The 24,653-nt window shown below is 67.5% G+C and carries 26 protein-coding genes; 9 read left to right on the top strand and 17 right to left on the bottom strand.

Annotation, left to right across the window (positions count from 1 at the left end; genetic code table 11):
- On the bottom strand, positions 1 to 1,614 hold the full coding sequence (locus tag U5A56_RS13340) for a peptide ABC transporter substrate-binding protein (protein WP_044844990.1): 1,614 nt from the start codon (positions 1,612 to 1,614) through the stop codon (positions 1 to 3).
- 177 nt (positions 1,615 to 1,791) lie between these two features.
- Entirely contained in the window at positions 1,792 to 2,370 is a 579-nt protein-coding gene (locus U5A56_RS13335; protein WP_044844989.1) for a cupin domain-containing protein, read from the bottom strand.
- Between the two features lie 499 nt (positions 2,371 to 2,869).
- Here U5A56_RS13335 and U5A56_RS13330 point away from each other — a divergent pair, with 499 nt between their 5' ends.
- Both U5A56_RS13330 and U5A56_RS13325 read left to right on the top strand, forming a co-directional pair.
- On the top strand, positions 2,870 to 4,393 hold the full coding sequence (locus U5A56_RS13330; RefSeq protein WP_124921177.1) for a peptide MFS transporter: 1,524 nt from the start codon (positions 2,870 to 2,872) through the stop codon (positions 4,391 to 4,393).
- A gap of 120 nt (positions 4,394 to 4,513) precedes the next feature.
- Complete coding sequence (locus U5A56_RS13325) at positions 4,514 to 4,720, top strand: hypothetical protein (protein WP_044844987.1); 207 nt, start codon at positions 4,514 to 4,516, stop codon at positions 4,718 to 4,720.
- 49 nt (positions 4,721 to 4,769) lie between these two features.
- Here the strand turns inward: U5A56_RS13325 and U5A56_RS13320 are convergent, their stop codons facing one another.
- From U5A56_RS13320 to U5A56_RS13310, 3 genes are all read right to left on the bottom strand, one after another.
- Complete coding sequence (locus U5A56_RS13320) at positions 4,770 to 5,894, bottom strand: OpgC domain-containing protein (protein ID WP_321922765.1); 1,125 nt, start codon at positions 5,892 to 5,894, stop codon at positions 4,770 to 4,772.
- Positions 5,895 to 6,292: 398 nt separating this feature from the next.
- Positions 6,293 to 7,192 (bottom strand): EamA family transporter RarD, encoded by a 900-nt coding sequence (gene rarD / locus U5A56_RS13315; RefSeq protein ID WP_321922763.1) that lies wholly within the window; start codon positions 7,190 to 7,192, stop codon positions 6,293 to 6,295.
- 19 nt (positions 7,193 to 7,211) lie between these two features.
- Complete coding sequence (locus U5A56_RS13310) at positions 7,212 to 7,508, bottom strand: acylphosphatase (protein WP_124486044.1); 297 nt, start codon at positions 7,506 to 7,508, stop codon at positions 7,212 to 7,214.
- A gap of 257 nt (positions 7,509 to 7,765) precedes the next feature.
- Between U5A56_RS13310 and hpnA the strand changes: the two genes are divergently transcribed.
- Entirely contained in the window at positions 7,766 to 8,773 is a 1,008-nt protein-coding gene (hpnA, locus tag U5A56_RS13305) for a hopanoid-associated sugar epimerase (RefSeq protein WP_321922761.1), read from the top strand.
- A gap of 108 nt (positions 8,774 to 8,881) precedes the next feature.
- A complete protein-coding gene (locus U5A56_RS13300) occupies positions 8,882 to 10,297 on the top strand; it encodes a phage tail protein (protein WP_321922759.1) in 1,416 nt (471 codons plus the stop codon).
- A gap of 124 nt (positions 10,298 to 10,421) precedes the next feature.
- Here the strand turns inward: U5A56_RS13300 and U5A56_RS13295 are convergent, their stop codons facing one another.
- Positions 10,422 to 11,609 (bottom strand): glycosyltransferase, encoded by a 1,188-nt coding sequence (locus U5A56_RS13295; RefSeq protein ID WP_321922758.1) that lies wholly within the window; start codon positions 11,607 to 11,609, stop codon positions 10,422 to 10,424.
- Positions 11,610 to 12,026: 417 nt separating this feature from the next.
- Here U5A56_RS13295 and ispH point away from each other — a divergent pair, with 417 nt between their 5' ends.
- Positions 12,027 to 12,968: a 4-hydroxy-3-methylbut-2-enyl diphosphate reductase gene (gene ispH, locus U5A56_RS13290; RefSeq protein WP_321805956.1), complete on the top strand. Its 942-nt coding sequence runs from the start codon at positions 12,027 to 12,029 to the stop codon at positions 12,966 to 12,968.
- 12 nt (positions 12,969 to 12,980) lie between these two features.
- On the top strand, positions 12,981 to 14,141 hold the full coding sequence (hpnH, locus tag U5A56_RS13285; protein ID WP_059467317.1) for an adenosyl-hopene transferase HpnH: 1,161 nt from the start codon (positions 12,981 to 12,983) through the stop codon (positions 14,139 to 14,141).
- 167 nt (positions 14,142 to 14,308) lie between these two features.
- On the opposite strand, the gene U5A56_RS13280 is transcribed toward hpnH, so the two are convergent.
- The 5 genes from U5A56_RS13280 to U5A56_RS13260 form a co-directional block, all read right to left on the bottom strand.
- A complete protein-coding gene (locus U5A56_RS13280; RefSeq protein WP_044844978.1) occupies positions 14,309 to 14,569 on the bottom strand; it encodes a hypothetical protein in 261 nt (86 codons plus the stop codon).
- A 180-nt stretch (positions 14,570 to 14,749) separates the two neighbouring features.
- Complete coding sequence (locus tag U5A56_RS13275; RefSeq protein ID WP_124520107.1) at positions 14,750 to 15,229, bottom strand: hypothetical protein; 480 nt, start codon at positions 15,227 to 15,229, stop codon at positions 14,750 to 14,752.
- Entirely contained in the window at positions 15,226 to 15,438 is a 213-nt protein-coding gene (locus U5A56_RS13270; RefSeq protein WP_321797920.1) for a hypothetical protein, read from the bottom strand. Before U5A56_RS13270 ends, U5A56_RS13275 begins: the two co-directional genes overlap by 4 nt.
- A 14-nt stretch (positions 15,439 to 15,452) precedes the next feature.
- The gene (locus U5A56_RS13265) at positions 15,453 to 15,830 is read right to left on the bottom strand and encodes a hypothetical protein (RefSeq protein ID WP_321797922.1); all 378 of its coding nucleotides are present in this window, start codon (positions 15,828 to 15,830) and stop codon (positions 15,453 to 15,455) included.
- A gap of 176 nt (positions 15,831 to 16,006) precedes the next feature.
- Positions 16,007 to 16,294, bottom strand: a complete 288-nt coding sequence (locus U5A56_RS13260) for a hypothetical protein (protein ID WP_321922756.1) — start codon at positions 16,292 to 16,294, stop codon at positions 16,007 to 16,009.
- A 30-nt stretch (positions 16,295 to 16,324) separates the two neighbouring features.
- Between U5A56_RS13260 and U5A56_RS13255 the strand changes: the two genes are divergently transcribed.
- Both U5A56_RS13255 and U5A56_RS13250 read left to right on the top strand, forming a co-directional pair.
- Positions 16,325 to 16,678: a DOPA 4,5-dioxygenase family protein gene (locus tag U5A56_RS13255; protein ID WP_044844975.1), complete on the top strand. Its 354-nt coding sequence runs from the start codon at positions 16,325 to 16,327 to the stop codon at positions 16,676 to 16,678.
- Positions 16,679 to 16,837: 159 nt separating this feature from the next.
- Positions 16,838 to 17,269, top strand: a complete 432-nt coding sequence (locus tag U5A56_RS13250; RefSeq protein ID WP_321922754.1) for a nuclear transport factor 2 family protein — start codon at positions 16,838 to 16,840, stop codon at positions 17,267 to 17,269.
- A 93-nt stretch (positions 17,270 to 17,362) separates the two neighbouring features.
- Here the strand turns inward: U5A56_RS13250 and trhA are convergent, their stop codons facing one another.
- The 5 genes from trhA to U5A56_RS13225 all read right to left on the bottom strand — a co-directional run bounded on the left by trhA (position 17,363) and on the right by U5A56_RS13225 (position 22,754).
- Positions 17,363 to 17,983 (bottom strand): PAQR family membrane homeostasis protein TrhA, encoded by a 621-nt coding sequence (trhA, locus tag U5A56_RS13245; RefSeq protein ID WP_044844973.1) that lies wholly within the window; start codon positions 17,981 to 17,983, stop codon positions 17,363 to 17,365.
- Positions 17,984 to 18,212: 229 nt separating this feature from the next.
- A complete protein-coding gene (locus U5A56_RS13240; protein WP_011881067.1) occupies positions 18,213 to 18,419 on the bottom strand; it encodes a YbdD/YjiX family protein in 207 nt (68 codons plus the stop codon).
- A gap of 12 nt (positions 18,420 to 18,431) precedes the next feature.
- Positions 18,432 to 20,510: a carbon starvation CstA family protein gene (locus tag U5A56_RS13235; RefSeq protein WP_321922752.1), complete on the bottom strand. Its 2,079-nt coding sequence runs from the start codon at positions 20,508 to 20,510 to the stop codon at positions 18,432 to 18,434.
- Positions 20,511 to 20,799: 289 nt separating this feature from the next.
- Positions 20,800 to 21,228, bottom strand: coding sequence for a PRC-barrel domain-containing protein (locus U5A56_RS13230; RefSeq protein WP_257772770.1), 429 nt, complete (start codon positions 21,226 to 21,228; stop codon positions 20,800 to 20,802).
- A gap of 395 nt (positions 21,229 to 21,623) precedes the next feature.
- Complete coding sequence (locus tag U5A56_RS13225; protein ID WP_014900794.1) at positions 21,624 to 22,754, bottom strand: 3-deoxy-7-phosphoheptulonate synthase; 1,131 nt, start codon at positions 22,752 to 22,754, stop codon at positions 21,624 to 21,626.
- Between the two features lie 425 nt (positions 22,755 to 23,179).
- Here U5A56_RS13225 and U5A56_RS13220 point away from each other — a divergent pair, with 425 nt between their 5' ends.
- Positions 23,180 to 23,734 carry a hypothetical protein gene (locus U5A56_RS13220; protein WP_044844970.1) on the top strand — a complete coding sequence of 185 codons (555 nt, stop codon included), beginning with the start codon at positions 23,180 to 23,182 and terminating at the stop codon, positions 23,732 to 23,734.
- Between the two features lie 59 nt (positions 23,735 to 23,793).
- Here U5A56_RS13220 and U5A56_RS13215 read toward each other — a convergent pair whose 3' ends face one another.
- A complete protein-coding gene (locus U5A56_RS13215; protein ID WP_257772772.1) occupies positions 23,794 to 24,504 on the bottom strand; it encodes a YceH family protein in 711 nt (236 codons plus the stop codon).
- Between the last annotated feature and the right edge of the window lie 149 nt (positions 24,505 to 24,653).

The following is a 24,653-nucleotide window of genomic DNA, read 5'->3' as shown; positions in this document are numbered from 1 at the left end:
TCAGTGCTTGATCAGGTACATGTCCTGCGAAGCACGCATGTCGATCACGTTCTTCAGCGAGTAGCCGCCCACGTAGGGCTTCACGAGCCGGTCCGCGGAATACTGGAACAGCGGCACCATCGGCGTGTCGTTCATCGCCGCGTCGTGCGCCTGCGTGAGCAGCGTGGCGCGCGCCTTGTCGTCGAGCTTCTGGTTGCCTTCTTCGACGAGCGTGTCGGCCTGCTTGTTGCAGTAGCCGACGGTATTCTGCGAGCTGCCGCAGCGGATCAGGTCGAAGAAGGTCATCGCGTCGTTGTAGTCGGCGAACCAGCCGTCGCGCGCGATCTGCACCTTGCCGTCATGCCGCTCCTTCATCAGCACCTTGAACTCGACGTTCTCGAGCTTCGTGTCGATGCCGAGCTTCGTGCGCCATTCCGATGCGGTGAACAGCGCGACCTTCTTGTGCAGGTCGTTGGTGTTGTACGTCAGCGTGAACGACAGCGGCTTCGCATCGGAGAAGCCGGCCTGCTTCAGCAGGTCCTTCGCGGTCGCGACGCGCTTGGCCATCGGCCACGACGCCCATTCCGGCGTGAACGGGTGCACGCCCTTCGTGCCGTTCGGCATCAGGCCGTACATCGGCTTCTCGCCGGCCTGCGTGAGCTTCGACGTCAGCACGTCGCGATCGATCACCATCGACAGCGCCTGGCGCACGCGCTTGTCCTTCAGCGCCGCGTCGCTGTTGTTCAGGTAGTAGTAGTAGGTCGCGAGCTGCAGGCCCGGGCGCAGTTCGCCGCCGAACTGCTTGCTGACCTGCTGGAAGATGCCCGACGGGATCGAGTAGCTGTAGTCGATCTGGCCGGCCTGGTACATGCGCATCGCCGTTTCGTCGCTTTCGATCGGCAGGTACGTGACCTTGTTGATCACGACCTTCGGCGCGTTCCAGTACTTCGCGTCCTTCGAGATCACGATGCGGTTGTTCGGCTGCCAGTCGACGAGCTGGTACGCGCCGTTGCTGACGATGTTGCCGGGACGCGTCCATGCGTCGCCGAACTTCGCGACGGTGTCCTTGTTCACCGGCGCGAGCGGCACCATCGCGGTCAGTTCGGGGAAGAACGCGACCGGCACGTCGGTCGTCACTTCCAGCGTGTACGGGTCGACTGCGCGCACGCCGAGCGTCGTCGGCGCGGCCTTGCCGGCGATGATGTCCTTCGAGTTCTTCACGAACTCGACGAGGATCGTGTACTTCGAGCCCGTTTTCGGGTCGACGAGGCGCTGCCACGAGTAGACGAAATCGGCGGCCGTCACGGGCTGGCCGTTGCTCCACTTCGCATCGTGGCGCAGCTTGAAGATCCAGGTCTGCGGCGTCTTGCGCTCCCACGACTGCGCGACACCCGGCACGACCTGGCCGGCCGCGTCGATGCGGGCGAGCCCTTCGAACAGGTCGAGGCCGATCGTGTTGCCGGTCCACGATTCGATGTGCGCCGGGTCGAGCGACTCGACTTCGGCGGGCACCTGGCGCGTCAGGTCCTGTTGAGGAGCGAGCGTGACGTTCGACGGAACGGTAACGGCGTGGGCGACGGGCGTCGTCAGGGCGAGCGCGGCCAGCACGGCCGACATGGCATGCAAGGATTTCATCGTGGCAGTCTTGAGAAAGTTGTTCGGCGAGCGATGCGCGGCGGATGCCGCGGTTACGCGTGAGACGCTGACGGGTACAGCGATTGAGGAGGCCCGTGATTCTCGTATTGCATCTTAGTATTCCTTACGTTTCTTTCGACAGGCATTCCGTCTTGGAAACGAAGGAATACCTGTGCGTTAGAACAGCCGCGGCGTACCGACCCAGACCACCACCGACTCGACCTTCGCGGTGTTGACCCAGCTGTGCGGGACCGTCGACTGATAGTGCGAACTGTCACCGGCCTGCAGGACGAACGTCTTGCCTTCCAGCGTCAGCGACACTTCCCCTTCAATCACATACAGGAATTCCTCTCCTGCATGGGTCGTCACCTCCGACCGCTTCTGCCCCGGCGGCATCCGCACGAGGATCGCCTCGAGCTGACGCCCTTCGGTCACGTTGGTCAGCCTCGCGAACAGGTTCGCCGAATCGGCGAATCCGAAGAAGCGCAACTGATCGCCTCTGCAGACCGAGCGTTCCTCGCTCGGCGTATCCACGAAGTACTGCACCGTCACGCCGAGCGCCTGTGCGATACCGGCCAGCGACGTCAGTGACGGCGACGCGAGCCCGCGTTCGACTTGAGACAGAAACGGCTTCGAAATCCCCGCGGCGGTAGCGGTGTCGTCGAGCGTGCGCTTGAGTCGTTGGCGCAACGCGCGAATCTTGCTGCCGAGTGCGGCAGCGTCTGCCGCTCGCGAGTTTTCAGTGGGGGGAACCATAGCAGGCCGAAAAGTGGTCGTCAAAAAATGTTTGATGGAAAGTAACTAAGTTAATACGAGATAGCTTAATCTTCGGGTTCGCACACGTCTTCGGTGTTGAGCCCGGTGCACTAAACAGGGCACGAAGCGGGCGAAACGACGCGCTATCTTGCCAGACTCGCCGGCTTCACAGGCAAGCTGCAAGCGGCTCTCCGGGAATTTTCGGAGAACGGGCGCGAAGCTTACAAATAGATGATGAGACAAATTTTCCTGAAAGCTGCTGCCATATCGGGAGTTTCCCTGAGTGGCGCGGACCTGACGCACCGGACCGGCAAACGGTACCACTCGCGCGCCGGTCGGGGCCTCGCACCGCCTTATCGGGCGGAGTCCGACCCCGGCCCGGGCTAACCCGCCCGACTGCTCCATCGCCGACGCAAAGCCTACCCGGCCACCGTGCTCCGGCGCCAGTTCGACCCCCAAGGCGACGCGCGATCCGCGCCGTCCGTTTCAAACGAGATTGATGATGCACGCACCTGTTTCACAGACCCGTTCGTTTACGACGGTCTTCCTCATCGAAATGTGGGAGCGCTTCGGCTACTACGGTATGGCCGCGCTCCTGGTCCTCTTCATGGTCGACCGGCTCGGTTTCACCGACAGCCATGCGAACCTGACCTGGGGCGCGTTCACCGCGCTCGTCTACGCGTCGCCGTCGATCGGCGGCTGGATCGGCGACAAGGTGCTCGGCGCACGGCGCACGATGATCATCGGCGCGGCCGTGCTGTGCGCCGGCTACCTGATGCTGGCGGTCCCGAACGACGCGCTGGCGTACATGTACGCATCGCTCGGCGTGATCGTCGTCGGCAACGGCCTGTTCAAGGCCAACGCGGCGAACCTCGTGCGCCGCATCTACGAAGGCGACGATGCGCGCATCGACAGCGCGTTCACGATCTACTACATGGCGGTCAACATCGGCTCGACCGTGTCGATGCTCGCGACGCCGTGGATCAAGGATCACTGGGGCTGGCACACCGCGTTCGCGGTCTGCTGCGCCGGCATGCTGCTCGCGATCCTGAACTTCATGCTGATGCACCGCACGCTCGCGCACATCGGCTCGCAGCCCGACGACGAACCGATCCGCTGGAAGCGCCTCGGCGGCGTGGCGGCAGGCGGCGTGGCGCTCGCGCTGGTCACGCTGTACGTGCTGCAGCACAAGCAGCTCGCGGTCGCGAGCGTATGGACGGCGGCGTTCGCGATCCTCGCGATCTTCGCGTACATGATCGCGAAGTCGGAGCGTTCGGAACGCGCGGGCCTGATCGCGGCGCTCGTGCTGATCGGCCAGGTGATCCTGTTCTTCATCTTCTACGTGCAGATGTCGACGTCGCTCACGCTGTTCGCGCTGCGCAACGTCGATCCGCGCTTCATCCTGTTCGGCACGACGCTGTTCACGTGGAGCGCCGCGCAGTTCCAGGCGCTGAACCCGATCTGGATCATGATGCTGAGCCCGGTGCTCGTGTGGGTCTACAACGCGTTCTCGAAGAGCGGCCGTGACCTGCCGGTCGCCGCGAAGTATGCGTTCGGCTTCGGCGCGGTAGCCGCCGGCTACCTGGTGTTCACGATCAGCGGCCGCTACGCGGTGGACGGCCGCGTGTCGTCGTGGTTCATGGTGTGGGGCTACGGCCTCTACTCGCTCGGCGAACTGCTGGTGAGCGGCCTCGGCCTCGCGATGATCGCCCGCTACGTGCCGGCGCGCATGAGCGGCTTCATGATGGGCGCGTATTTCGTCGCGACGGGCGTGTCGCAGTATCTGGGCAGCGTCGTCGCGAACTTCGCGCAGATGCCGTCGCACGACCTGCCGGCCACCGAATCGCTGCCGCTGTACCTGTCGCTGTTCGAGAAGCTCGGCTGGCTCGCCGCGATCGGCATGCTGCTCGCCCTGCTGCTGCTGCCGATGATGAACCGCCTGTCGCGCCAGCATCAGCGCTGCGCGGAAGAGCGCCGCGAGGAAGAAGCGGTGCAGGCGCAGGCGATGGCCTCGGCGCAGTAAGTACTATCCCTCGGCGTGCGGCGTGCACGCCACATTCTCCCGCCAGCGCGGCCAGTACGTCCTACACTGGTTGCAACGGCGCATCCGCTCCGTCGTGATGCGCACTGGCGGGAGAAGATCATGAAAAACAAGACGACTCGGCTCTTGAGGATACTGTCGGACATCCGGCACGCGCAGCGTTGCACCACATTGCGCGCCGCCCGGGCCGCGGCCGAAGCCGACGCGGTGCTCGCGCAGCAGGACGATCCGAAGTCCGACGAACGCGACGACGCCGAATCCGACGACGCGACCGTCGTCCCCCGCTCCCGTATCGGCTCACCTCACTGAGCGCACCGCGCGGCACGTTGAGTGCCGCTCGCGCGTTTTCCCGCACCGTTCACGCGGCCGCGCCGCGCCGGCGTGCGAACCACGTTCCCGAACCGGCCACCGCCATCATCAGCCCGACCGCGCATGCGTCGGCCGCGAGGCCCACGCCGATATGCCGCAGCTCGGCGCCGTTCGCGACCGGATGCAGCAGCGAATCGATGACGAGCGAGATCGCCGCGCCCGCGACGAAGCAGATCAGGCCGCGCCGGCCGACCGCGACGACCGGCTGCACGGCCCGCGCAATGCGCGCGATCCAGCCGTAACGCACGCAGTCGGCCATCAGCCAGGCAATCGCCGCGAAGCTCACGATGCGCGGCAGCGCGAGATCGCGCTTGAGAATACCTTCCGGCAACGGCAGCCCCGAGAACAGCTTGTAGCTCGCACAACCGAGCACGATCGCGCACGCGACGCCGGTCGCCGCGGCGCTCCAGCGCCCGAGCGCGACGTACCGGTAGAAAGGCTGGCAACGCGCGAGCACGCCGGCGACGAACATCAGCTGCCACGCGAACGGGTTGAAGTTCCAGCGGAACGCATCGGTATCCAGCAGTTCGGGGCCGAGCCAGCCCGCCGCGAGCCACGACGTCGCGCCGAACGCGACGAGCAGCCACGGATGGCGGCGCGCGAACGGCACGATCACCGGCGACGCGAGCGCGAACAGCACGTACATCGGCAGCACCGACGCGAGATACGGCTGGCGCTGGAACGTGAGCAGTTCGGCGAGCCCCGTGAGCGGCGACGCGAGCATCACGCTGACGTCATCGAGCGCGAGGTTCGGCGTGTCGATCCCGTAATGGTCGAGCACGGCGGACACGACGAGCATCAGCGTCGACGTCGCGAGAAACGCGCGGTAGATCTGCATCGCACGACGCACGAACCGCCGCTGCGCCGCGCGCGCGCCGTGCCGGTCGGCGATCGCGCCGTACGCGCTCGCGGTCGCGAAGCCGCCGAGGAACACGAACACCTCGGCCGCATCGCACAGCGCGAATGCATGGAGCGTCACGCGCGACAGCACGCTCGCGCCGATGTGATCGACGACGATCATCAGCAGCACGATGCCGCGGAAGAAATCGACTTCGATCAGGCGGGCGCCGCGGGTCGGCGGCATCGGGACGGCAGGCGGCATGTTCAACGACATGGCCGCACCTGCACGACGACGGTGCGGCATGCACCGAAGGAGGATTCGGAAGGGAGAAGGCGAACGCGATCGGCGGCGCTACGCGTATGCTCGTATCGCGCCAACCCGGCCGGCCCGGCACGGAAATGACCGTTCATGGAAAAGCCGCATACGAAGAGGAGGCGGTCAGATCAGTCTAGCGGCCGGTCGGGAGATACCCTAAGTAACAAAGTGCAACGGAATCTTCTGTTCGATTACAGGCGTGACATCGGCGATGCAACGCTGGCGAGGCCGCCAGCCAGACGTCAGCCGCATGTCGGCGCGATGCCAGTTCGACGCCGGCATCGCGTGACGCGACGCAAGCAATGCGCGCTGCGCGGCACGTTCGTTGCCGCCGTCGCGCGGCCGGGCGGCGATGCTCAGCCGCGCGCGGGCAAGCGCCGCATCAGCATCGCGCTGTGCCACGCGGTCAATGCAACGGCGGCCCAGATCGGCCCGTACGTCGCGAGCTGCGCGACGCTCAGCGTCTCGCCGAGCAGCAGCAGCGACACCGCGACGAGCAGCACCGGTTCGACGTAGCCGAGGATCCCGAACAGCGCCATCGGCAGCATCCGGCTCGCCTTCAGGTAGCTCGCGAGCGCGAGCGTGCTGAGCACGCCGAGCCCCGGCAGCAGCACGGACCACAGCAGCGGATGGCTGGCGACCGGCGTCGCGCTCGCCGACACCATCGCGAACGCGACCGGACACAGCAGCACGATCTCGAGCGCGAACGCGGCCAGCGAATCGGCGTTGATCCGGCGGCGCAGCACGAAATACGGCGGATAGCCGAGCGCGACGACGAGCGTCGGCCACGCGAACGCGCGCGTCGCCCATACCTCGTGCGCGACGCCGAGTGCCGCGCATGCGACCGCCGCCCATTGCAGCGGATCGAGCCGTTCGTGATAGTAGAAGCGGCCGACGAGCACCATCGTCAGCGGCAGCAGGAAATAGCCGAGCGACACTTCGAGCATGCGTCCGTGCAGCGGCGCCCACAGGAACAGCCACAGCTGCAGGCCGAGCAGCGCCGCGCTCGCGGGCAGCGCGACCAGCAGGCGCCAGTCGCGCACGCCGCGCCGCACGAGTTCGACGAGCGCCGGCCAGCGGCCGCGCAGCGCGATCAGTGCGAGCGCGCCCGGCGCGGTCCACAGGATGCGCCACGCGAAGATGTCGAGCCCCGTGAGCGGCGCGAGCAGTTTCGCGTAGGCGGACATCAGCGCGAACAGCGTCGACGCCATCACCGACAGCGCGATGCCGCGCCCGGCCTCCGGATACCCCGTCATGTTGTTCTAGCCTTGCGCGTTACTGCTGCTGGAAGCGCTCGAAGCGCTTTTCGACGTGGCGCTCCTCGAACGTCACCTCGGTCACGCGCGCGGACGGCGGCCCGTGGCGCAGCCACGCGAGCATCCGGTCGATCTGTGCGCCCGGGCCCTGGATCATCGCCTCGACGCTGCCGTCCTCGAGATTCGCGACCCAGCCGCGCAGCTTCAGCGCATGCGCCTCGCGCACCGTCGCGTGACGGAAACCGACGCCCTGCACGACGCCGCGCACCCGCACGTAGTAGGTCTCGATCCGTTCGTCCAGTTCATTGCGGCTCATCGCGTCGCCCTCCCGTCGTGCAATCCATTCAAGCCCGGCATTGTAGTCGCGTCGGCCGCTTCGCACACGGGCCCGGCGGGCCGGCTCGGCGCCGTCGCCAGTGCAGCCGCCCGCGCGAGCACGCAACTGCGGGTTTGCTGCCCGGCGATGCGTGCGTGCCGGAGGGACGGCGCTCGCGTCGCCGGGCGCGCCGACCACGTACAATCTCGCCGACGCACAACCGCCGCGCCGCCCGCGCGCGGCCCTGAAGGAAACGCATGACTGATACCTCCCGCGATCTCGTTCTCGTCACCGGCGCGTCCGGTTTCGTCGGCTCGGCCGTCGCACGCATCGCGCAGCAGAAAGGCTATGCGGTGCGCGTGCTGGTGCGCCCGACCAGCCCGCGCACGAACGTCGCGGATCTCGACGCAGAGATCGTCACCGGCGACATGCGCGACGAGACGTCGATGCGCGCCGCGCTGCGCGGCGTGCGCTACCTGCTGCACGTGGCGGCCGACTACCGGCTGTGGGCGCCGGACCCGCACGAGATCGAGCGCGCGAACCTCGAAGGCGCGGTCGCGACGATGCGCGCGGCGCGCGCCGAAGGCGTCGAACGGATCGTCTACACGAGCAGCGTCGCGACGCTGAAGGTCACGAGCGCCGGCGATCCGTCCGACGAGAACCGGCCGCTCACCGCCGAGCAGGCGATCGGCGTGTACAAGCGCAGCAAGGTGCTGGCCGAGCGCGCGGTCGAGCGGATGATCGCCGACGAAGGGCTGCCGGCCGTGATCGTCAACCCGTCGACGCCGATCGGCCCGCGCGACGTAAAGCCGACGCCGACCGGCCGCATCATCGTCGAGGCCGCGCTCGGCAAGATTCCCGCGTTCGTCGATACCGGGCTGAACCTGGTGCACGTCGACGACGTCGCGCACGGTCACTTCCTCGCGCTCGAGCGCGGCCGGATCGGCGAGCGCTACATCCTCGGCGGCGAGAACCTGCCGCTGCAGCAGATGCTGGCCGACATCGCGCAGATGACGGGCCGCAAGGCGCCGACGATCGCGCTGCCGCGCTGGCCGCTCTACCCGCTCGCCGTCGGTGCGGAGGCCCTCGCGAAGTTCACGAAGAAGGAGCCGTTCGTGACCGTCGACGGGCTGCGGATGTCGAAGAACAAGATGTATTTCACGTCCGCGAAGGCCGAGCGCGAGCTCGGCTACCGCGCGCGTCCGTACCGCGAAGGACTGCGCGACGCGCTCGACTGGTTCGGCTCGGCGGGCTACCTGAAGTAACACAAAGCGGCGTATTTCACGCCGCTTTGCGCACTTTGTTACACGTCGCTGACGGACCGGCACCGGCGCAGCGGTTAAAATCGCGGGTCTTACGCAGAGAAGACACGCATGAACCTGAACGAACAGATCGATTCGCTCAACGCGGGCGTCGATCAGCTCCTCCACGATCACCACGCCGCGCAGCAGGCGGCACGCAGCGCGGAAGCGTTCGCGCGCGCCGCCGCGGCGGAAGCCCAGGCCGCCGCCGCACGTCACGCCGCCGCGGAAGCCGAAGCACAGGCCGCCGCGCAGCGCCACACGGCCGCAGCCGCCGACGCCGATGCCGCGCAGCAGCGCCACGCCGACGCCACCGCCGCGGCCGAAGCCGCCGCCCAACGCCACACCGAAGCCGCCGCGCAGGCCGAGGCCGCCGTCCAGCGGCACGCCGAAGCGACCGCGCTGACCGAGGCGCTCGCGCAGCGCCACGCGGATGCCGAAGCCGCGTCGCAGCGTCATGCGGCCGCGATCGCCGAAGCCGAGGCCGCCGCGCAGCGTCATCACGCCGCCGCGACCGAAGCGGACGCGGCCGCGCAGCGTCATGCGGCGGCCGCCGCGGAAGCCGAAGCCGCCGCGAAGCGCCATGCGGAGGCGACCGCCGCAGCCGAGGCCGCGACGCAGCGCCACGCGGCCGCGATCGCCGAGGCCGAGGCACTCGCGCAGCGTCACACGCAGGCGATCGCCGAAGCGGAAGCGGCTGCGCAGCGCCACGTCGAGGCAACCGCCGAAGCCGAAGCGATCACGCAGCGTCACGCCGAAGCGATCGCGCAAGCCGACGCGGCCGCGCAACGCCATTCGGAGGCGACCGCCGAGGCCGAGGCCGTCGCGCAGCGCCATACCGAAGCGATCGCGCAGGCCGAAGCGGCCGCCGAGCGTCACGCGAAAGCGATCGCCGACGCGGAAGCGCTGGTCGAAGCCGTCGTGAAGGACGCCGCGACGAACGCGGCAGCTTTGGCCACCGAGCCGGCCGTCGCGGCTGACGTGGTCGAACCGGCCGTCGAGTCCGCCGTTGAGCCGATGACGAACGCCACCGCGCCGGCTGCCGCCGATGAAGTCGCCGCTGCGGCGGCCGACGCGATCACCGACGTCGTCGCGACCACCGCCGCCGACACCGCGATCGAAGTCGCGCCCGCGGCCGAAGCAGCCGCCGCCGCCCCCGCGGACAAGGCGACGCTGCACGTCGCGCGCCCGTCGCAGAACGAACTGACGCTGACCGTCAACGGCCAGTCGATCACGTTGCACCCGGAGCAACTGGGCCAGCTGATCGAGGAACTCGCGCATGCGCGCGCTTCGATGCAGCCGGAACCGCCGCCGGGCATCCCGGCCGGCTGGCGCTTCGTGACGACGAAGAACCCGATGATGGCCGTGCAGAAGCAGTCGAACGGCGATCGTCTGCTGGTCGCGCGCCACACCGGCTACGGCTGGGTGCCGTTCACGTTCTCGCCGGACGTCGTGATCCAGATGTACATGATGCTGACGCAGCGGTAAGCACGCGTGCAGCGGCGACCGGACGTCGGCCGGAAAGCAAACAGCCCGAATCGGCTCACGTCGATTCGGGCTGTCTGTTTTCAGCAATCCGGTGGTCCTGACGGCCGGCATCCGCCGGCCCGCTTCAGCGCTCCACCGGCGCCTGCACGCGCGCCTTCCACTGACCACCCTTGCCGCGCCAGTAGCGCCACGCGGACGCGAACGTCGCGCCGACGTAGAACAGCGCCACGAGCGGCAGCGCGGGCGCCCACAGCGGCGAGCGCCGGTAATAGCGCAGCATCGGCGCATACGCGGTGCACATCGACGCCCATGCCAGCCACGCCGGCCAGGCCCGCGCGCCGTATGCGAGCGCGGCCACAGGCGGCACCAGATAGATGATCGTCATCCCGAGCAGCGTGCCGGCGAGCAGCAGCGGCGAATAATGGAGCTGCGTGAACGCGGTGCGCGCGATCATGTTCCAGATGTCGCGCCAGCTGTCGTACGGACGCAGCGACACGCTGCGCTCGGCCAGGTCGAGCCGGATCGGATGCCGGCCGCTGCCGCGATGCTTGATCTGCGCGGCGAGGCTGCAGTCGTCGATCAGCGCGCCGCGGATCGATTCGATGCCGCCGGCCTCTTCCAGCGCGCTGCGCTTGACCAGCATGCAGCCGCCCGCGGCGCCGGCCGTCCGGTTGCGCGGATTGTTGATCCACGAGAACGGATAGAGCTTCGCGAAGAAGAACACGAACGCCGGGATCAGCGCCTTTTCCCAGAACGAATCGCAGCGCAGCCGCACCATCAGCGACACGAGATCGCGCTGTTCGGCCTGCGCGCGCGTGACGAGCTGCGCCACCGCGTCGGGCGGATGGCCGATGTCGGCATCCGTCAGCAGCAGGTAGTCGGCCGGCAGCCCGAGCGTGCGCACCGCGGCGATGCCCTGCGACTGCGCCCACACCTTGCCCGACCAGCCGGCCGGCAGCGGCTTCGCGGCCAGCACCGTCAACCGGTCGGCGCGGTTGATCGCGAGCGCGGCCGCGCGGGCCGCGGCGGCGGTGCCGTCGTCGCTGTGGTCGTCGACAATGATCAGATGAAAGTGGCCCGGATAATCCTGCTCGAGCAGCGACGTCGCCGCTTGCGCGATCACGTCGACCTCGTTGCGCGCCGGCACGACCGCGACGACGGCCGGCCAGCCGGCCTCGGCCGCGGCGCCGCGCGCTTCCGGCGGCAGGGCCCGCGCGGGCCGCGCGCGCCAGAAGCCGCCGCGCGCGACCAGCAGCACGATCCAGATCAGCAGCGACAGGCCGGACACCAGGAAGGTAATCGCCAGCATCATCGGCACGCCTCCTGCCGGACGCCGGTGCGGGCGGCCCCGGATCGTTCGATCTCAATCAGGGTCGGAGTGAAAACACCCTTGACCGCATCGGCGGCAGGGCAATACGCGTAAGAATCGACGGTCATCGAATGGCCTTGAAATGAGCGCGACGCCGGGCAGCCGGACGGGCTGCCCGCGAAACCGCGCAGTTTACCGGGTTCCGCGCGCGCGAGCGCCGATGCGGCGCTGCGGTGGATGCAACACGGCCGATACAGCACCAGAGCAAGGACGGCCCGATAGGGTTAAAATGCGCGATTAATTCGGGGTTCCGGGGCCTGGCCTGGCCGGTTCGTTTCCTGCCTTCATAACATCAAGCCGGGGCGAGCGAGCGGTGCCAGCTCTTCGAACCCGGCGTCTGTCGTCGGAGTTCGCTCACTTATGCGAGTCATCCTTGCCCAGCCCCGCGGCTTTTGTGCGGGGGTTGTCCGCGCGATCGAGATCGTCGATCGCGCGCTGCAACAGCACGGCGCGCCGGTCTATGTGCGTCATGAGATCGTGCATAACCGGCACGTCGTCGAAAACCTGCGTAATAAAGGGGCTCAATTCGTCGAGGAGCTCGACGAGGTGCCGCACGGCGCCGTGGCGATCTTCAGCGCGCACGGGGTCGCCCAGACCGTCGAACGCGACGCGGAAACGCGCGGGCTCGACGTGCTGGACGCCACCTGCCCGCTCGTCACGAAAGTGCACGTGCAGGGCCGCCAGTACGTCGCGGCGGGCCGCCGGCTGATCCTGATCGGCCATGCGGGCCATCCGGAAGTCGAGGGCACGATCGGCCAGATCCCGGCCGAGGTGATCCTCGTGCAGAGCGAGGCCGAAGTCGATACGCTGACGCTGCCGGTCGACACGCCGGTCGCGTACGTCACGCAGACGACGCTGTCGGTCGACGACACGCGCGGCATCATCGAAGCGCTGCAGCGCCGGTTCACCGACATCGTCGGCCCGGACACGCGCGACATCTGCTACGCGACGCAAAACCGCCAGGCCGCCGTGCGCGAGCTGAGCGGCCAGGTCGACGTGCTGCTGGTCGTCGGTGCGACGAACAGCTCGAACTCGAACCGCCTGCGCGAGATCGGCACCGAAAGCGGTGTACCGAGCTATCTCGTCGCCGACGGCTCGGAAGTGAAGGCCGAATGGTTCGCGGGCGTGCAGACGGTCGGCCTGACCGCCGGCGCGTCGGCACCCGAAGAAATGGTCGAGGATGTAATTGGCGCGCTGCGCGCGCTGGGGCCCGTCGATGTCACGACGATGGCGGGCCGTGAGGAAAAAGTCGAATTCAAGTTGCCGGCGAAGCTTACGCAAGCTGTCGCCCGCGAAGTTTAAGGAGGACATCTCTTGTCTATTCCGCTGCTCCAGCAAGTCCGCGTCGGCGCATACATCATGCGCCAACACCTGTCCGGCAACAAACGCTATCCGCTCGCGCTGATGCTCGAGCCGCTGTTCCGCTGCAACCTCGCCTGTAACGGCTGCGGCAAGATCGATTATCCGGACCCGATCCTGAACCAGCGCCTGTCCGTCGAGGAATGCCTGGAAGCCGTCGACGAGTGCGGCGCGCCCATCGTGTCGATCGCCGGCGGCGAGCCGCTGCTCCACAAGGAGATGCCGGAGATCGTCAAGGGCATCATGAAGCGCAAGAAGTTCGTGTACCTGTGCACGAACGCGCTCCTGATGGAAAAGAAGATGGACGACTACCAGCCGAATCCGTACTTCGTCTGGTCGGTCCACCTCGACGGCGACAAGGAAATGCACGACCATTCCGTGTCGCAGGAAGGCGTGTACGACAAGGCGGTCGCGGCCATCAAGGAAGCGAAGCGCCGCGGCTTCCGCGTGAACATCAACTGCACGCTGTTCAACGATGCGATCCCCGAGCGCGTCGCGAAGTTCTTCGATACGCTGGGGCCGATCGGCGTCGACGGCATCACCGTGTCGCCGGGCTATGCATACGAGCGCGCGCCGGATCAGCAGCACTTCCTGAACCGCGACAAGACGAAGAACCTGTTCCGCGAAATCCTGAAGCGCGGCGAAGGCGGCAAGCGCTGGTCGTTCAGCCAGTCGTCGCTGTTCCTCGACTTCCTGGCCGGCAACCAGACGTACAAGTGCACGCCGTGGGGCAACCCGGCGCGTACCGTGTTCGGCTGGCAGAAGCCGTGCTATCTGGTCGGCGAAGGTTACGTGAAGACCTTCAAGGAACTGATGGAAGACACGAACTGGGACAACTACGGCGTCGGCAACTACGAGAAGTGCGCGGACTGCATGGTCCACTGCGGCTTCGAAGCCACCGCCGTGATGGACACGATCGCGCATCCGCTGAAGGCGTTCGCCGTGAGCCGGAAGGGCATCAAGACCGAAGGCGCGTTCGCGCCGGACATCTCGATCGCGAAGCAGCGTCCGGCCGAGTACGTGTTCTCGCGCCACGTCGAGATCAAGCTCGAGGAAATCCAGCGCGCCGGCAAGGGCAAGCTGCAGAAGCCGGCCAAGCCGGCAACGGCGGCTTAAGCGCGTGTCGCCATGCGGAGGTTCGCGCCTCCGCATCGGCCGGCATCGAAGAAGCGCCACGGAGTTCGCTCCGTGGCGCTTTTGTTTTGTCGGGCTTGGATTGTGTCGGCCTTCATGCGGGGAGCGGCGCGCATCCGCGCACGCATGAGCGGGCGAACGCCGCTCGCCTAGTGTCTCGACTCCGCGGCCGCGATCAATTGCCAGGCGGTCGGGCCGGGGTCGAGCAGCGGGTCGGACGGCGGATCGAGATCGTGCCGATGCTCGTCTTCGGACGGCAGCGTCTGCCGCTTCGCAATGCCGATCTCGTCGCCGCATACGGTGCATCGATAGATGCCCGCGATCGTCACTTCGCTGCCCGGCGGCAGGTTCTCGCTGAATGCGCGGCCGCTTCCGCACGTGAAGTAGCCGCCGATCCTGTATAGCGCCATCGCTCCTCCTGATCGAAACGGATGCGTTCACGCCGACACGCACGATCATCGCCTACGCGAGGATGGCTCGTCATCGACCGAACCCGTCCGGTTCCTGTCATGACATTAGACGGCGAGCGTCGGCGCCGGGGAATGGGACAGGTATGAAACATCGCGCGGCGCCGGTCGCGTCGACGACGCTCAATGCAGAACGGCCGGCTCCCGCATCTTCGCCGCGGCTTGCGCGACGAGGGCCGGCTGGTCGGCCGACGCGAACGCACTGACGTGACGCCACAGCTCGGCGAGCCGGTGCCGCGTGAGCGTCGCGACGCATGCGTCGTTCGCGGCGAGGATGCGCTCGAGCACCGCGCATTCGTCGTCGTGCAGCGTCCATGCGCCGCTTTCCGCCGCGCGCGCGACGCTCGCATCGAGCATGCGCTCCGCATCGACGCACAGGTCGATGCTCGCGTCCGCCGATACCGCGTCGTCGAGCGCGAGGAACACCAGGTAGACGCTCGTGCGCAACCGCATCAGCAACGTTTCGCTGCCGTGCTCGCCGCGCAGCGCGACGAGCGCCATGTGGCATTTCAGCGAGATGTCGCGCACATGTGCGGGCGGCAACGGCAGCAGCCATTCGCGCGTCAGCGGCGGATGGCGACGGCTTTTCCGGACGGCCTTCATGATCCGCTCTCGCTGGCGGCAACGTCGTCCGCGTCGAAGCGCGGCCACCCGGTGCGGCACGCGACGGCGCCGGGGCGCGCGGCGCGATGGCCGTTCGCGCGGCGCCGCGCGGCGTACGGATCGTCACGCCGCCGCGTCGCGCACGCGTGCGGCAGCCGGCGGATCGTCGACGTGCGCCACGCGTCGGCGAGTCGGTTCGCGCATGCCATGCTCGTCTCCCGCATCAGAACGTGTTCTCGCCTTTCAGGTAGTACGCGGTCTTCACGAAGAACGCCTTTACCGGATGGCCGCTTTGCGCGGCGCTGGCCGCCCGCGCTTCCATCGCGGCCTTCTCGTCGCGCGAGCGGTCGGGCACCGGGTTCCGTACGCGTTCGAGCGCACGCTGCATCGCGAGCGGATAGTTCTGGTTGCCGGCCGTCGTCGCGCGATAGCCGGCGCGCGTCATCTGCATCAGTTGCACGTCGGTTTCGGCACGCGCCGCGGACCAGGTCAACGGCGCGACGTTCGACTGCCACTCGGTATCGACGGACTGCGCGAAGCTCGCGGCGGGCAGCACGGCAAGCGCGCCGGACAGCACTGCAAGGGAAACAACGGTTCGCATCATGGCCTCCAGATGGTTGCGTCCGCATCGATCTTCGACGTCGATGCGGTGAAACCATCGTATGTCGCGCGGCCGCACGCTTGAATAGCCGATTCCGCAATTGATATTTTCGGCACTGACGGCCGGCGCGCGACGCGCGCGACTCGCCAATGCCGCCCGAGCGGAATTTCTTTATTTCATTCAACGACCTGATCGCGTTTTTGCAGACGATTCGATGCAGCGCGCGAATCGCTTTTGCCATTTTCGAAATGACGTATTGCCGAAGCGATTTCGCTCGGAGCCCGCGCCGGCCAGGCTTGCGGCGCGATGCCGCGCATGCCGGCCCGCGCGGGAAATACCTCAACGAACCCGCCGGTTTGTTTGACGCGCAACCATTCTTCACGCCGATTTATCGCTTCGCGACAAGACGTGTCCGACAAGGACGCGCGATAATTGCGCATCGCGCCGCAAGTGACGGCGCTCATGCCTTCCCTATTCCTCTCACGAGTCCCGTCATGGCTGATATCGATTCCACCGCGATCAACAGTTGGCACGCACACGTCTACTTCGACGCCGCCAGCCGCGACGCGGCCTGGGCGTTTCGCCTCGTCGTCGAAGAGCGGTTCGGCGCGATCATCGAGCTCGGCCGCTTTCACGAACGCCTCGTCGGCCCGCATCCGGCCTGGTCGTACCAGATCGCATTCGACGCCACGCGGTTCGACACCATCGTGCCGTGGCTCGTGCTGAATCACGGCGCGCTCGACATCTTCCTGCATCCGAATACCAACGACGAACTACGCGATCATCGCGACAGCGCGGTGTGGATCGGCAAGTCGCATGAACTGAATCTCGGCGCGCTGGGGGGCTGACGCGAACGGCGGAACGCGGTTGCGGCTGCGGCTGCGGCTGCGGCTGCGGTTGCGGCTGCGCTCGGCGCACGCAACGTCCACGTTTCGGCCTGCGGTGAAACGTCCGGCAGCGTTGCATCAATACAGTGGTGTCGTTATCCACGCTTGCCGGAACGCACCATGACCCACGCCGACACCGATGCGCACCGCATCCATCGAGACTGGCACGCCGCCGTCGTCGCACGCGACCTCGATGCGCTGATGTCGCTGTACGCGGACGACGCGATCCTCGAAACGCCGCTGATCGTCGCCACGCTGCCCGATCACGGCTCGGGCGTGCTGCACGGCAAGCCCGCGATCGGCGCGTTCTTCGCGGCAGGGCTGCGCAATCCGGGCAACCGGCTCGGACGCTGGTACCGCACGGGCCTGTTCTTTTCGAACGGCAAGCAACTCACGTGGGAATATCCGCGCGAAACGCCGGACGGCGATCAGGTCGATCTCGTCGAGGTGATGGATCTGCGCGGCGGGCTGATCGCGCATCATCGCGTCTACTGGGGGTGGGTCGGGTTCAACGCGCTGCGCGACGTCGCGCCAGCGGCCGGTCGCACCTGATGCCGACGACCACGGAGAACGCGCGGCGCGCCTGCTCCGGCTGACACGGGCGCCGCCGCATGCGACCGCGCCTTCGCCGCCGTCCCGCGTCGCTCACGCGACATACATCGCGACACTGACGAACTGGCACAGGCTGCCGGCCAGCACGAAAAGGTGCCAGATACCGTGCCCGTGGCGGATGCGTTCGTCGTTGATGAAGAAGTAGATCCCGGCGCTGTAGATGACGCCGCCGGCCACGAGCCATGCGGTACCCACCGGCGGCAATGCATGGATCAGCGGGCGGATCGCGACGAGCGCGAGCCAGCCCATCAGCACGTACAGGATCATCGACACGATGCGCGTGCGCCGTCCGAGCGTGAGCTCCTGCACGATCCCGAACGCGGCGAGCCCCCAGCTGACGCCGAACAGCGACCAGCCCCATGGGCCGCGCAGCGTGACGAGCGTGAACGGCGTGTAGCTGCCCGCGATCAGCAGATAGATCGCCGAATGGTCACACTTCTGCAGGATCGCCTTGAGCCGCGGGTTGCGCACGCTGTGATACGCGGTCGAGATCCCGTACAGCAGGATCAGCATCGCGCCGTACACGCTGAAGCTCACGATCTTGTAAGGATCGCGGTCGAGCGCGCCCATCGTCACCAGCGCGACCAGCCCTGCCACCGACAATACCGCGCCGACGAGATGGGAAATGCTGTTGAAACGCTCACCGACATGCACGACGGGTTCTCCTGCGCGGATTCTTCGGAAAAAAGCAGAGCCCTATGATACCGGCGGCCGGATCAAGCCGCGCTGAAGCCGGCCAACCGCCGCAACCACGACAGGCAGCAAACATGCCCGCCCCGGCCCGCCAAATAAAAAAGCGCCGCGAATGCCTTCGCGGCGCTTCCTGGTCCGTCACCGGACTGCACTTGGTGGTGCCCTTACCGGCCGGCTTCGCCGGCCCGCTTCAGCAACACTTCCCCGCCCCCGACCCGTACCGCGCATTCTGACGCTCGCGGAAGAATTCCTCATACGTCATCGGCTCGCGGTCCGGATGGGTGTCGCGCATGTGCGCGACGTAGGTGTCGTAGTCGGGCAGGCCGACCATCAGCCGCAACGCCTGCCCGAGGTAACGCCCCGCGCTGCGCAGGTCGCTGCCGAGATCGGTGAACATCGCGGCCTCCCTTTAACGTCCGCTGCCGAGCGCCTGCGCGGCCGGCATCGCTTCGTACGGCGTCTCGCGCACGGTCGGCTTCGACTCGCGGCGCGCGCGCAGCACGGCGAGCAGCCCGTACCCCGCGATCGCCACGACGACGAAGATGAACAGGCCGGCCAGCGCCGCATCGATGTAGTCGTTGAAGATGATCCGCTGCATCTGCGCGATCGACTTCGCCGGCGCGAGCACCTTGCCTTCGTCCACCGCGGCCTGCAGCTTCGCCGCGTGCGCGAGGAAGCTGACCTTCGGGTTCGCATCGAAGATCTTCTGCCAGCCGGCCGTCAGCGTGCAGATCAGCAGCCATGCGGTCGGCACGATCGTCACCCACGCGTAGCGCTCGCGCTTCATCTTGAACAGCACGACGGTGCCGAGCACCAGCGCGATCGCGGCGAGCATCTGGTTCGAGATGCCGAACAGCGGCCACAGCGTGTTGATGCCGCCGAGCGGATCGACCACGCCCTGGTACAGGAAGTAGCCCCACGCGGCCACGCACAGCGCGGTGGCGACCAGGTTCGCGGGCAGCGACTCGGTGCGCTTGAGCGCCGGGTGGAACGTGCCGAGCAGGTCCTGCAGCATGAAGCGGCCCGCACGCGTGCCGGCGTCGACCGCCGTCAGGATGAACAGCGCCTCGAACAGGATCGCGAAGTGATACCAGAACGCCATCATCGCTTCGCCGCCGATCACCTGGTGCAGGATGTGCGCCATGCCGACGGCCAGCGTCGGCGCGCCGCCCGCACGCGCGATGATCGTCGTTTCGCCGACGGCCTTCGCGGTCTGCGTCAGCATGTCGGGCGTCAGCACGAAGCCCCATTGCGTGACCGTGTTCGCGACGGCTTCCGGCGTCGAGCCGAGCACGGCGGCCGGCGCGTTCATCGCGAAGTAGATGCCCGGCTCGATCACGCACGCGGCGACCAGCGCCATGATCGCGACGAACGATTCCATCAGCATCGCGCCGTAACCGATGAAGCGCGCGTTGGTTTCGTTGTCGATCAGCTTCGGCGTCGTGCCCGACGAGATCAGCGCGTGGAAGCCCGACACCGCGCCGCACGCGATCGTGATGAACAGGAACGGGAACAGGTTGCCCGACCACACCGGGCCCGTGCCGTCGACGAACTTCGTCAGCGCGGGCATCTTCAGTTCCGGCGCGACGACCAGGATGCCGATCGCGAGGCCGAGGATCGTGCCGATCTTCAGGAACGTCGACAGGTAGTCGCGCGGCGCGAGCAGCAGCCACACCGGCAGCACCGATGCGACGAAACCGTAGCCGATCAGGATCCACGTGAGCTGCGTGCCGGTGAACGTGAACCACGCGGCGAGCGCCGGCGAATCGTGCACGTGCTGGCCGAACGCGATCGACGCCATCAGCAGCACGAAGCCGATGATCGACACTTCGCCGATGCGGCCCGGACGGATGTAGCGCGTGTAGACGCCCATGAACAGCGCGATCGGAATCGTCGCGGCGACGGTGAACGTGCCCCACGGGGAATTCGTCAGCGCCTTCACGACGATCAGCGCGAGCACCGCGAGGATGATCACCATGATCAGGAACGCGCCGAACAGCGCGATCACGCCGGGCACCGTGCCGAGCTCCATCTTGACGAGGTCGCCGAGCGAGCGGCCGTCGCGGCGCGTCGAGATGAACAGCACGATGAAGTCCTGCACCGCGCCGGCGAACACGACGCCGGCCAGGATCCACAGCATGCCGGGCGTGTAGCCCATCTGCGCGGCGAGCACGGGGCCGACGAGCGGCCCGGCGCCGGCGATCGCGGCGAAGTGATGGCCGAACAGCACGTACTTGTTGGTCGGCACGTAGTCGAGGCCGTCGTTGTGCCGGACGGCCGGCGTCATCCGCAGCCCGTCGAGCTGCATGACCTTGCTGGCGATGAAACGGCTGTAGAAGCGATATGCGATCAGATATACGCAGACTGCGGCGATCACGATCCACAGCGCGCTGACGCGTTCGCCGTGCGCAAGTGCGATCGTCCCGAACGCGAATGCGCCGAGCAGCGCGACGGCGATCCATAGCAGGGTACTGGAAGCCCGATTCATGGCGTCTCCTGGTCTCCAATGTGGTTTTGAGTGGATCCGGCCAGGCGCCGAACCCGCGTGACGTCGATGCGTCGTGCCGCGTCTCGTGGATGCCGCGGCGATGGGCCGTAGTATTCCGCGCGACGGGGGCAGCTTACAAGCGCACAACTACGTATGCGGGACTACGTAGAATTACGTAGACCGAGCGCGGGCGGGCGCGCCGCCCGAGATGGATCGACGCGCGACGCGACGGGCGCGGCCCGGCGCGCGGCCGGCCGGGCATCGCAGGTCGCGCGCCGGGCCGCGTGGATCAGTGCTTGTCGTCGGCCTTCTTCGGCTTCGGCGGCGACGGCACCTTCGCGTACTGGAATGCCGGCGTGGCCTTCAGCGCGTCTTTCGTCGCGCCCGGCAGGTAGATGTTGCCGTTGCGCACGTCGAGCGACGCGATCGGCACCGCGACGTCATGCGCGGCCACACCGAGGAAGCCGCCGGCCGACACGATCGCCGCCGAAACCGAGCCGTCCGGCGCGACGATCAGGTCGCGCACCGTGCCGACTTTCTGGTTCTGGTCGTTGTACACGGCCTTGCCGAGCACGCTCTTCTTCACGCTCCAGCCTTCGAGCAGCGCCTGCGATTGCTCGACGGTCACGCTGAGCGGCTGCGTGCCGGCGATCTGCGCGTGCGCGCTGACGCTCGATGCGAGGACGGTTGCCGCGATGAGGGTCTTGTAGAACTTCATGTATTGCACTCCGGTTCGGTTGTTGTTGATTCCGGGAGCGAAGCGACGCGGGCGCAACGGCTGATCGGTGAGCGCCCCGCGCTTCGTCGGTCGCGTGGCGGCCAGCCGCGCCGCCACTGCGTGTGTGCATGACGGACCGGCTTGGCCGGACCGCAGCGTGCAACACGGCTTCATGGTAGCGGCATTCGCCGGATCGTGCGTTCGGAGTGCGACGTGACAGGTGGGGCGAGACGGATGAAGATCAATGTCCGTGCGGACAGGATGTGCGCGCGGCGGAGAAAAGCGCGCGCCGCGGCATGTCGATCGGGAGAACATCGGAGACGGGCATCCGCTCGTCACCGGCGCACGGACTACGCGGCCGATGCCCCCCGGCCCCGCCGCGCAGTCACACCGCCTTACGCGTTGCGCGAATACACCCTGCGATGCCGCACTGCCTCCGCCAGCACATCGAGCACCGGCTCCGTCTGCGTCCAGCTCAGGCACGCATCGGTGATCGACACGCCGTACTGCAGCGGCACGCCCGGCTTCAGATCCTGGCGCCCGGCCTCGAGATGGCTCTCGACCATCACGCCGACGATCCGGTGCTCGCCCTGCGACAGCTGCCGCGCGAGATCCTGCGCGACCTCGATCTGCCGCTCGTGCGACTTGTTGGAATTCGCATGCGAGCAATCGACCATCACCTGCTCGCGCAACCCGCTCTTGCGCAGCACCGCGCAGCTCGCCTCGACGTGCTCGGCGTCGTAGTTCGGCCCGTTCTTGCCGCCGCGCAGGATCACGTGCGCGTCGTCGTTGCCGCGCGTCTCGAAGATCGCGGCCATGCCCATCTTCGTCATCCCCATGAACGCATGGCTCGCGCGCGCGGCGACGATCGCGTCGGATGCGACCTGCACGCCGCCGTCGGTGCCGTTCTTGAAACCGATCGGGCAGCTCAGCCCCGATGCCAGCTGACGATGGCTCTGGCTCTCGGTCGTGCGCGCACCGATCGCGCCCCACGCGATCAGGTCCGCGATGTACTGCGGGCTCAGCAGGTCGAGGAATTCGGTCGACGCAGGCAGGCCGAGCGCGTTGATGTCGAGCAGCAGTTGCCGCGCCGCGCGCAGCCCTTCGTTGATGCGGAAGCTGCCGTCGAGGCGCGGATCGTTGATGTAGCCCTTCCAGCCGACCGTCGTGCGCGGCTTCTCGAAGTACACGCGCATCGTGATCAGCAGGTCGTCCTTCAGCGCATCGGCGGCGGCCTTCAGGCGGCGGGCGTACTCGAGCGCCTGGTCGTGATCGTGGATCGAGCACGGGCCGACGACGAGCAGCAGCCGGTCGTCGCGGCCGTGCAGGATGTCGCCGATCGCGCGGCGCGTGTCCTCGACGAGCGTCTGCGTGGCGGCCGGCACCGGCAGTTCGTCCTGCAGCAGCGCCGGCGAGATCAGCGGACGCACGGCGCCGATGCGGACGTCGTCGATACGCGTGGTGTCCTGCGTCGCGTCGGCACTGCCTACCTCGCGATCATGGGAAGGATTGTCGAGGTTCTGCATGGTGATTCTCCGGGGGACGTCTGGAATAAGGTGCAGGCTCGATTATGGCACTCGCGCAAGGCGGCAGCGAGGCGCGGCGGGGGCATGCGATCTGCGTCAAGGGGCCGGGCGAAAGAACGGCGATCCGCAACGGATCGCCCGGGCATTCGGCGCGTTGCGCCGATGCCGCGCGTTTCGGGCGCGCGCCTGCCGACGTTTCCGAGCCTGTCGACAGGGCTTCAAGGAGCCGGCGTCATGCAGGCGCCGCCGGTCGCCAGCCGCAACGCAACCCGGGGCGCCGGCCGTTTGGCCGAGTGGTCGCGTGTGGCCGACGTACCGTACGATCATGGCTGTCCGCTGCCGATGACGCCTCGCCTTCGGCGCAGGCGGCACGACGCACCACCTGTCTGTGATTGATCGTACGCAACATGACCCGACACGCCACGATGACCGTATCCGAACTGCTCAGCGCCATCCGCCAGCCCTACGCCGACCTGCTCGCACAAGCGGCAGCGCAACCCGCGGCCGTCGTCGAACCGGCCTACCGGAAAGCCGACGGCACGCTGGCCACCGAAGGCCCGCTCGCACTGCCGTGCCGCGCCGACATCGTCCACACCGAAGGCGAATCGGCCGGCCAGCCGGCGATGGTCGACTCGACCGCGCAACTGGACTTCGAGCCGTTCGCGTTCGAACTCGAAACGGCGGCCGTGACGATCCGGCCGTTCGTGTGGGACTGGGCGACGATCGAAGCCGACGGCATCGGCGAGGCCGCGGCCACCGACGCGTTCAGGACATGGTTCTTCGCGTGGTTCGACGCCGACGACGCAGGCGAGCCGGCCGAGGACGGCCTGCACGGCATCGTTCACTATCTGTCGGAACCGGCGGGCACGGAGCAAGGATGGCGCGTCAATGCGGACCTGGGCTCGGCGCCGGGCGCGGCCGTCGAGGATCTGCTGTTCCGGCTCGTCGACGCAGGTGCCACGCGAATCAGCATCGGCTGAATCGCTTCTCCATCCGCGACTCCCATGCGCGCCGGTGTCGAGTTGGCTCGGTCGGGCAATCAGCCGGCGTCACCCGGGGTATCGACGTCGATCCCGAGTTCGGTCGCCATCCGCTGCACGAGTGCGTTCAGCCGCGCCACTTCATCCGCAAGCCGCTTCTGCTCGGCCTTGAGCGCCTCGAACTCCGACGGCGGAACGGAATCCGCGCCGCCGCCCGCGTCCGCACCGGCGTAGTCGGCGACGTTCACCTCGCCGCACATCAGGTGCATCCAGCGGTTCTCGCGCGCACCGGGCGCGCGCGGCAGCCGGACGACGAGCGGCTGCGCACGCGTCGCGAGTTCGTCGAGGAACGCCTCGACCGACGAGATGTCCGCGAAGCCGTGCAGGCGTGCGCTGTTCAGGCGCAGTTCGGCGGCCGTCTGCGGGCCGCGCAGCAGCAGGATCGTCAGCAGCGCAATCGCCTGGCTCGGAATCCCGAGCACGCGGTTCACGTTGTGCTCGAAACGCGGCACGCGGCTGCTGCTGCCCTCCATCACGAGGCTCAGGTGCTTGAGCCCGTCGAGCGCGGTCGTGACTTCGTCCTCGCTGACGTTCATCACCGGCGAGCGCGCGGTTTTCTGGTTGCAGCCCGCGGTCAGCGCATTCAGCGACAGCGGATAGGTGTCCGGCACCGTGTGCTGCTTCTCGACGAGCACCCCGAGAATGCGGGCCTCGAGGGGCGTGAGTTCGCGCAGGGCGCGGGGCGTGGGCATGTCCGGCGTGGTGTTCATGGATGACGTCGCAGCGTGCAGCAGGTGAAGGGAAACGGTCGCGGCCCGTCCGGCGTCGCGAACGGGCGAGCCATATGATAGCTCGCGACGTGAGGCCCGGCGCCACTCGCCGCCACGGCGCGCGCACTTGCCGCGGCCGGTTTTCGTCC

The organism is Burkholderia sp. BCC1998, from assembly GCF_905339875.1.
Lineage (GTDB): Bacteria > Pseudomonadota > Gammaproteobacteria > Burkholderiales > Burkholderiaceae > Burkholderia.
The sequence above is the reverse complement of the archived record's forward strand: the minus strand, read 5'-3'. Positions and strand labels throughout refer to the sequence as shown.

What these genes read in the sequence shown, in the direction of transcription:
- U5A56_RS13340 (WP_044844990.1), bottom strand. Translation starts at nt 1,614, where the DNA reads ATGAAATCCTTGCATGCCATGTCGGCCGTGCTGGCCGCGCTCGCCCTG.
- U5A56_RS13335 (WP_044844989.1), bottom strand. Translation starts at nt 2,370, where the DNA reads ATGGTTCCCCCCACTGAAAACTCGCGAGCGGCAGACGCTGCCGCACTC.
- U5A56_RS13330 (WP_124921177.1), top strand. Translation starts at nt 2,870, where the DNA reads ATGATGCACGCACCTGTTTCACAGACCCGTTCGTTTACGACGGTCTTC.
- U5A56_RS13325 (WP_044844987.1), top strand. Translation starts at nt 4,514, where the DNA reads ATGAAAAACAAGACGACTCGGCTCTTGAGGATACTGTCGGACATCCGG.
- U5A56_RS13320 (WP_321922765.1), bottom strand. Translation starts at nt 5,894, where the DNA reads ATGTCGTTGAACATGCCGCCTGCCGTCCCGATGCCGCCGACCCGCGGC.
- rarD (WP_321922763.1), bottom strand. Translation starts at nt 7,192, where the DNA reads ATGACGGGGTATCCGGAGGCCGGGCGCGGCATCGCGCTGTCGGTGATG.
- U5A56_RS13310 (WP_124486044.1), bottom strand. Translation starts at nt 7,508, where the DNA reads ATGAGCCGCAATGAACTGGACGAACGGATCGAGACCTACTACGTGCGG.
- hpnA (WP_321922761.1), top strand. Translation starts at nt 7,766, where the DNA reads ATGACTGATACCTCCCGCGATCTCGTTCTCGTCACCGGCGCGTCCGGT.
- U5A56_RS13300 (WP_321922759.1), top strand. Translation starts at nt 8,882, where the DNA reads ATGAACCTGAACGAACAGATCGATTCGCTCAACGCGGGCGTCGATCAG.
- U5A56_RS13295 (WP_321922758.1), bottom strand. Translation starts at nt 11,609, where the DNA reads ATGATGCTGGCGATTACCTTCCTGGTGTCCGGCCTGTCGCTGCTGATC.
- ispH (WP_321805956.1), top strand. Translation starts at nt 12,027, where the DNA reads ATGCGAGTCATCCTTGCCCAGCCCCGCGGCTTTTGTGCGGGGGTTGTC.
- U5A56_RS13280 (WP_044844978.1), bottom strand. Translation starts at nt 14,569, where the DNA reads ATGGCGCTATACAGGATCGGCGGCTACTTCACGTGCGGAAGCGGCCGC.
- U5A56_RS13275 (WP_124520107.1), bottom strand. Translation starts at nt 15,229, where the DNA reads ATGAAGGCCGTCCGGAAAAGCCGTCGCCATCCGCCGCTGACGCGCGAA.
- U5A56_RS13270 (WP_321797920.1), bottom strand. Translation starts at nt 15,438, where the DNA reads ATGGCATGCGCGAACCGACTCGCCGACGCGTGGCGCACGTCGACGATC.
- U5A56_RS13265 (WP_321797922.1), bottom strand. Translation starts at nt 15,830, where the DNA reads ATGCGAACCGTTGTTTCCCTTGCAGTGCTGTCCGGCGCGCTTGCCGTG.
- U5A56_RS13260 (WP_321922756.1), bottom strand. Translation starts at nt 16,294, where the DNA reads ATGAGCGCCGTCACTTGCGGCGCGATGCGCAATTATCGCGCGTCCTTG.
- U5A56_RS13255 (WP_044844975.1), top strand. Translation starts at nt 16,325, where the DNA reads ATGGCTGATATCGATTCCACCGCGATCAACAGTTGGCACGCACACGTC.
- U5A56_RS13250 (WP_321922754.1), top strand. Translation starts at nt 16,838, where the DNA reads ATGACCCACGCCGACACCGATGCGCACCGCATCCATCGAGACTGGCAC.
- U5A56_RS13240 (WP_011881067.1), bottom strand. Translation starts at nt 18,419, where the DNA reads ATGTTCACCGATCTCGGCAGCGACCTGCGCAGCGCGGGGCGTTACCTC.
- U5A56_RS13235 (WP_321922752.1), bottom strand. Translation starts at nt 20,510, where the DNA reads ATGAATCGGGCTTCCAGTACCCTGCTATGGATCGCCGTCGCGCTGCTC.
- U5A56_RS13230 (WP_257772770.1), bottom strand. Translation starts at nt 21,228, where the DNA reads ATGAAGTTCTACAAGACCCTCATCGCGGCAACCGTCCTCGCATCGAGC.
- U5A56_RS13225 (WP_014900794.1), bottom strand. Translation starts at nt 22,754, where the DNA reads ATGCAGAACCTCGACAATCCTTCCCATGATCGCGAGGTAGGCAGTGCC.
- U5A56_RS13220 (WP_044844970.1), top strand. Translation starts at nt 23,180, where the DNA reads ATGACCGTATCCGAACTGCTCAGCGCCATCCGCCAGCCCTACGCCGAC.
- U5A56_RS13215 (WP_257772772.1), bottom strand. Translation starts at nt 24,504, where the DNA reads ATGAACACCACGCCGGACATGCCCACGCCCCGCGCCCTGCGCGAACTC.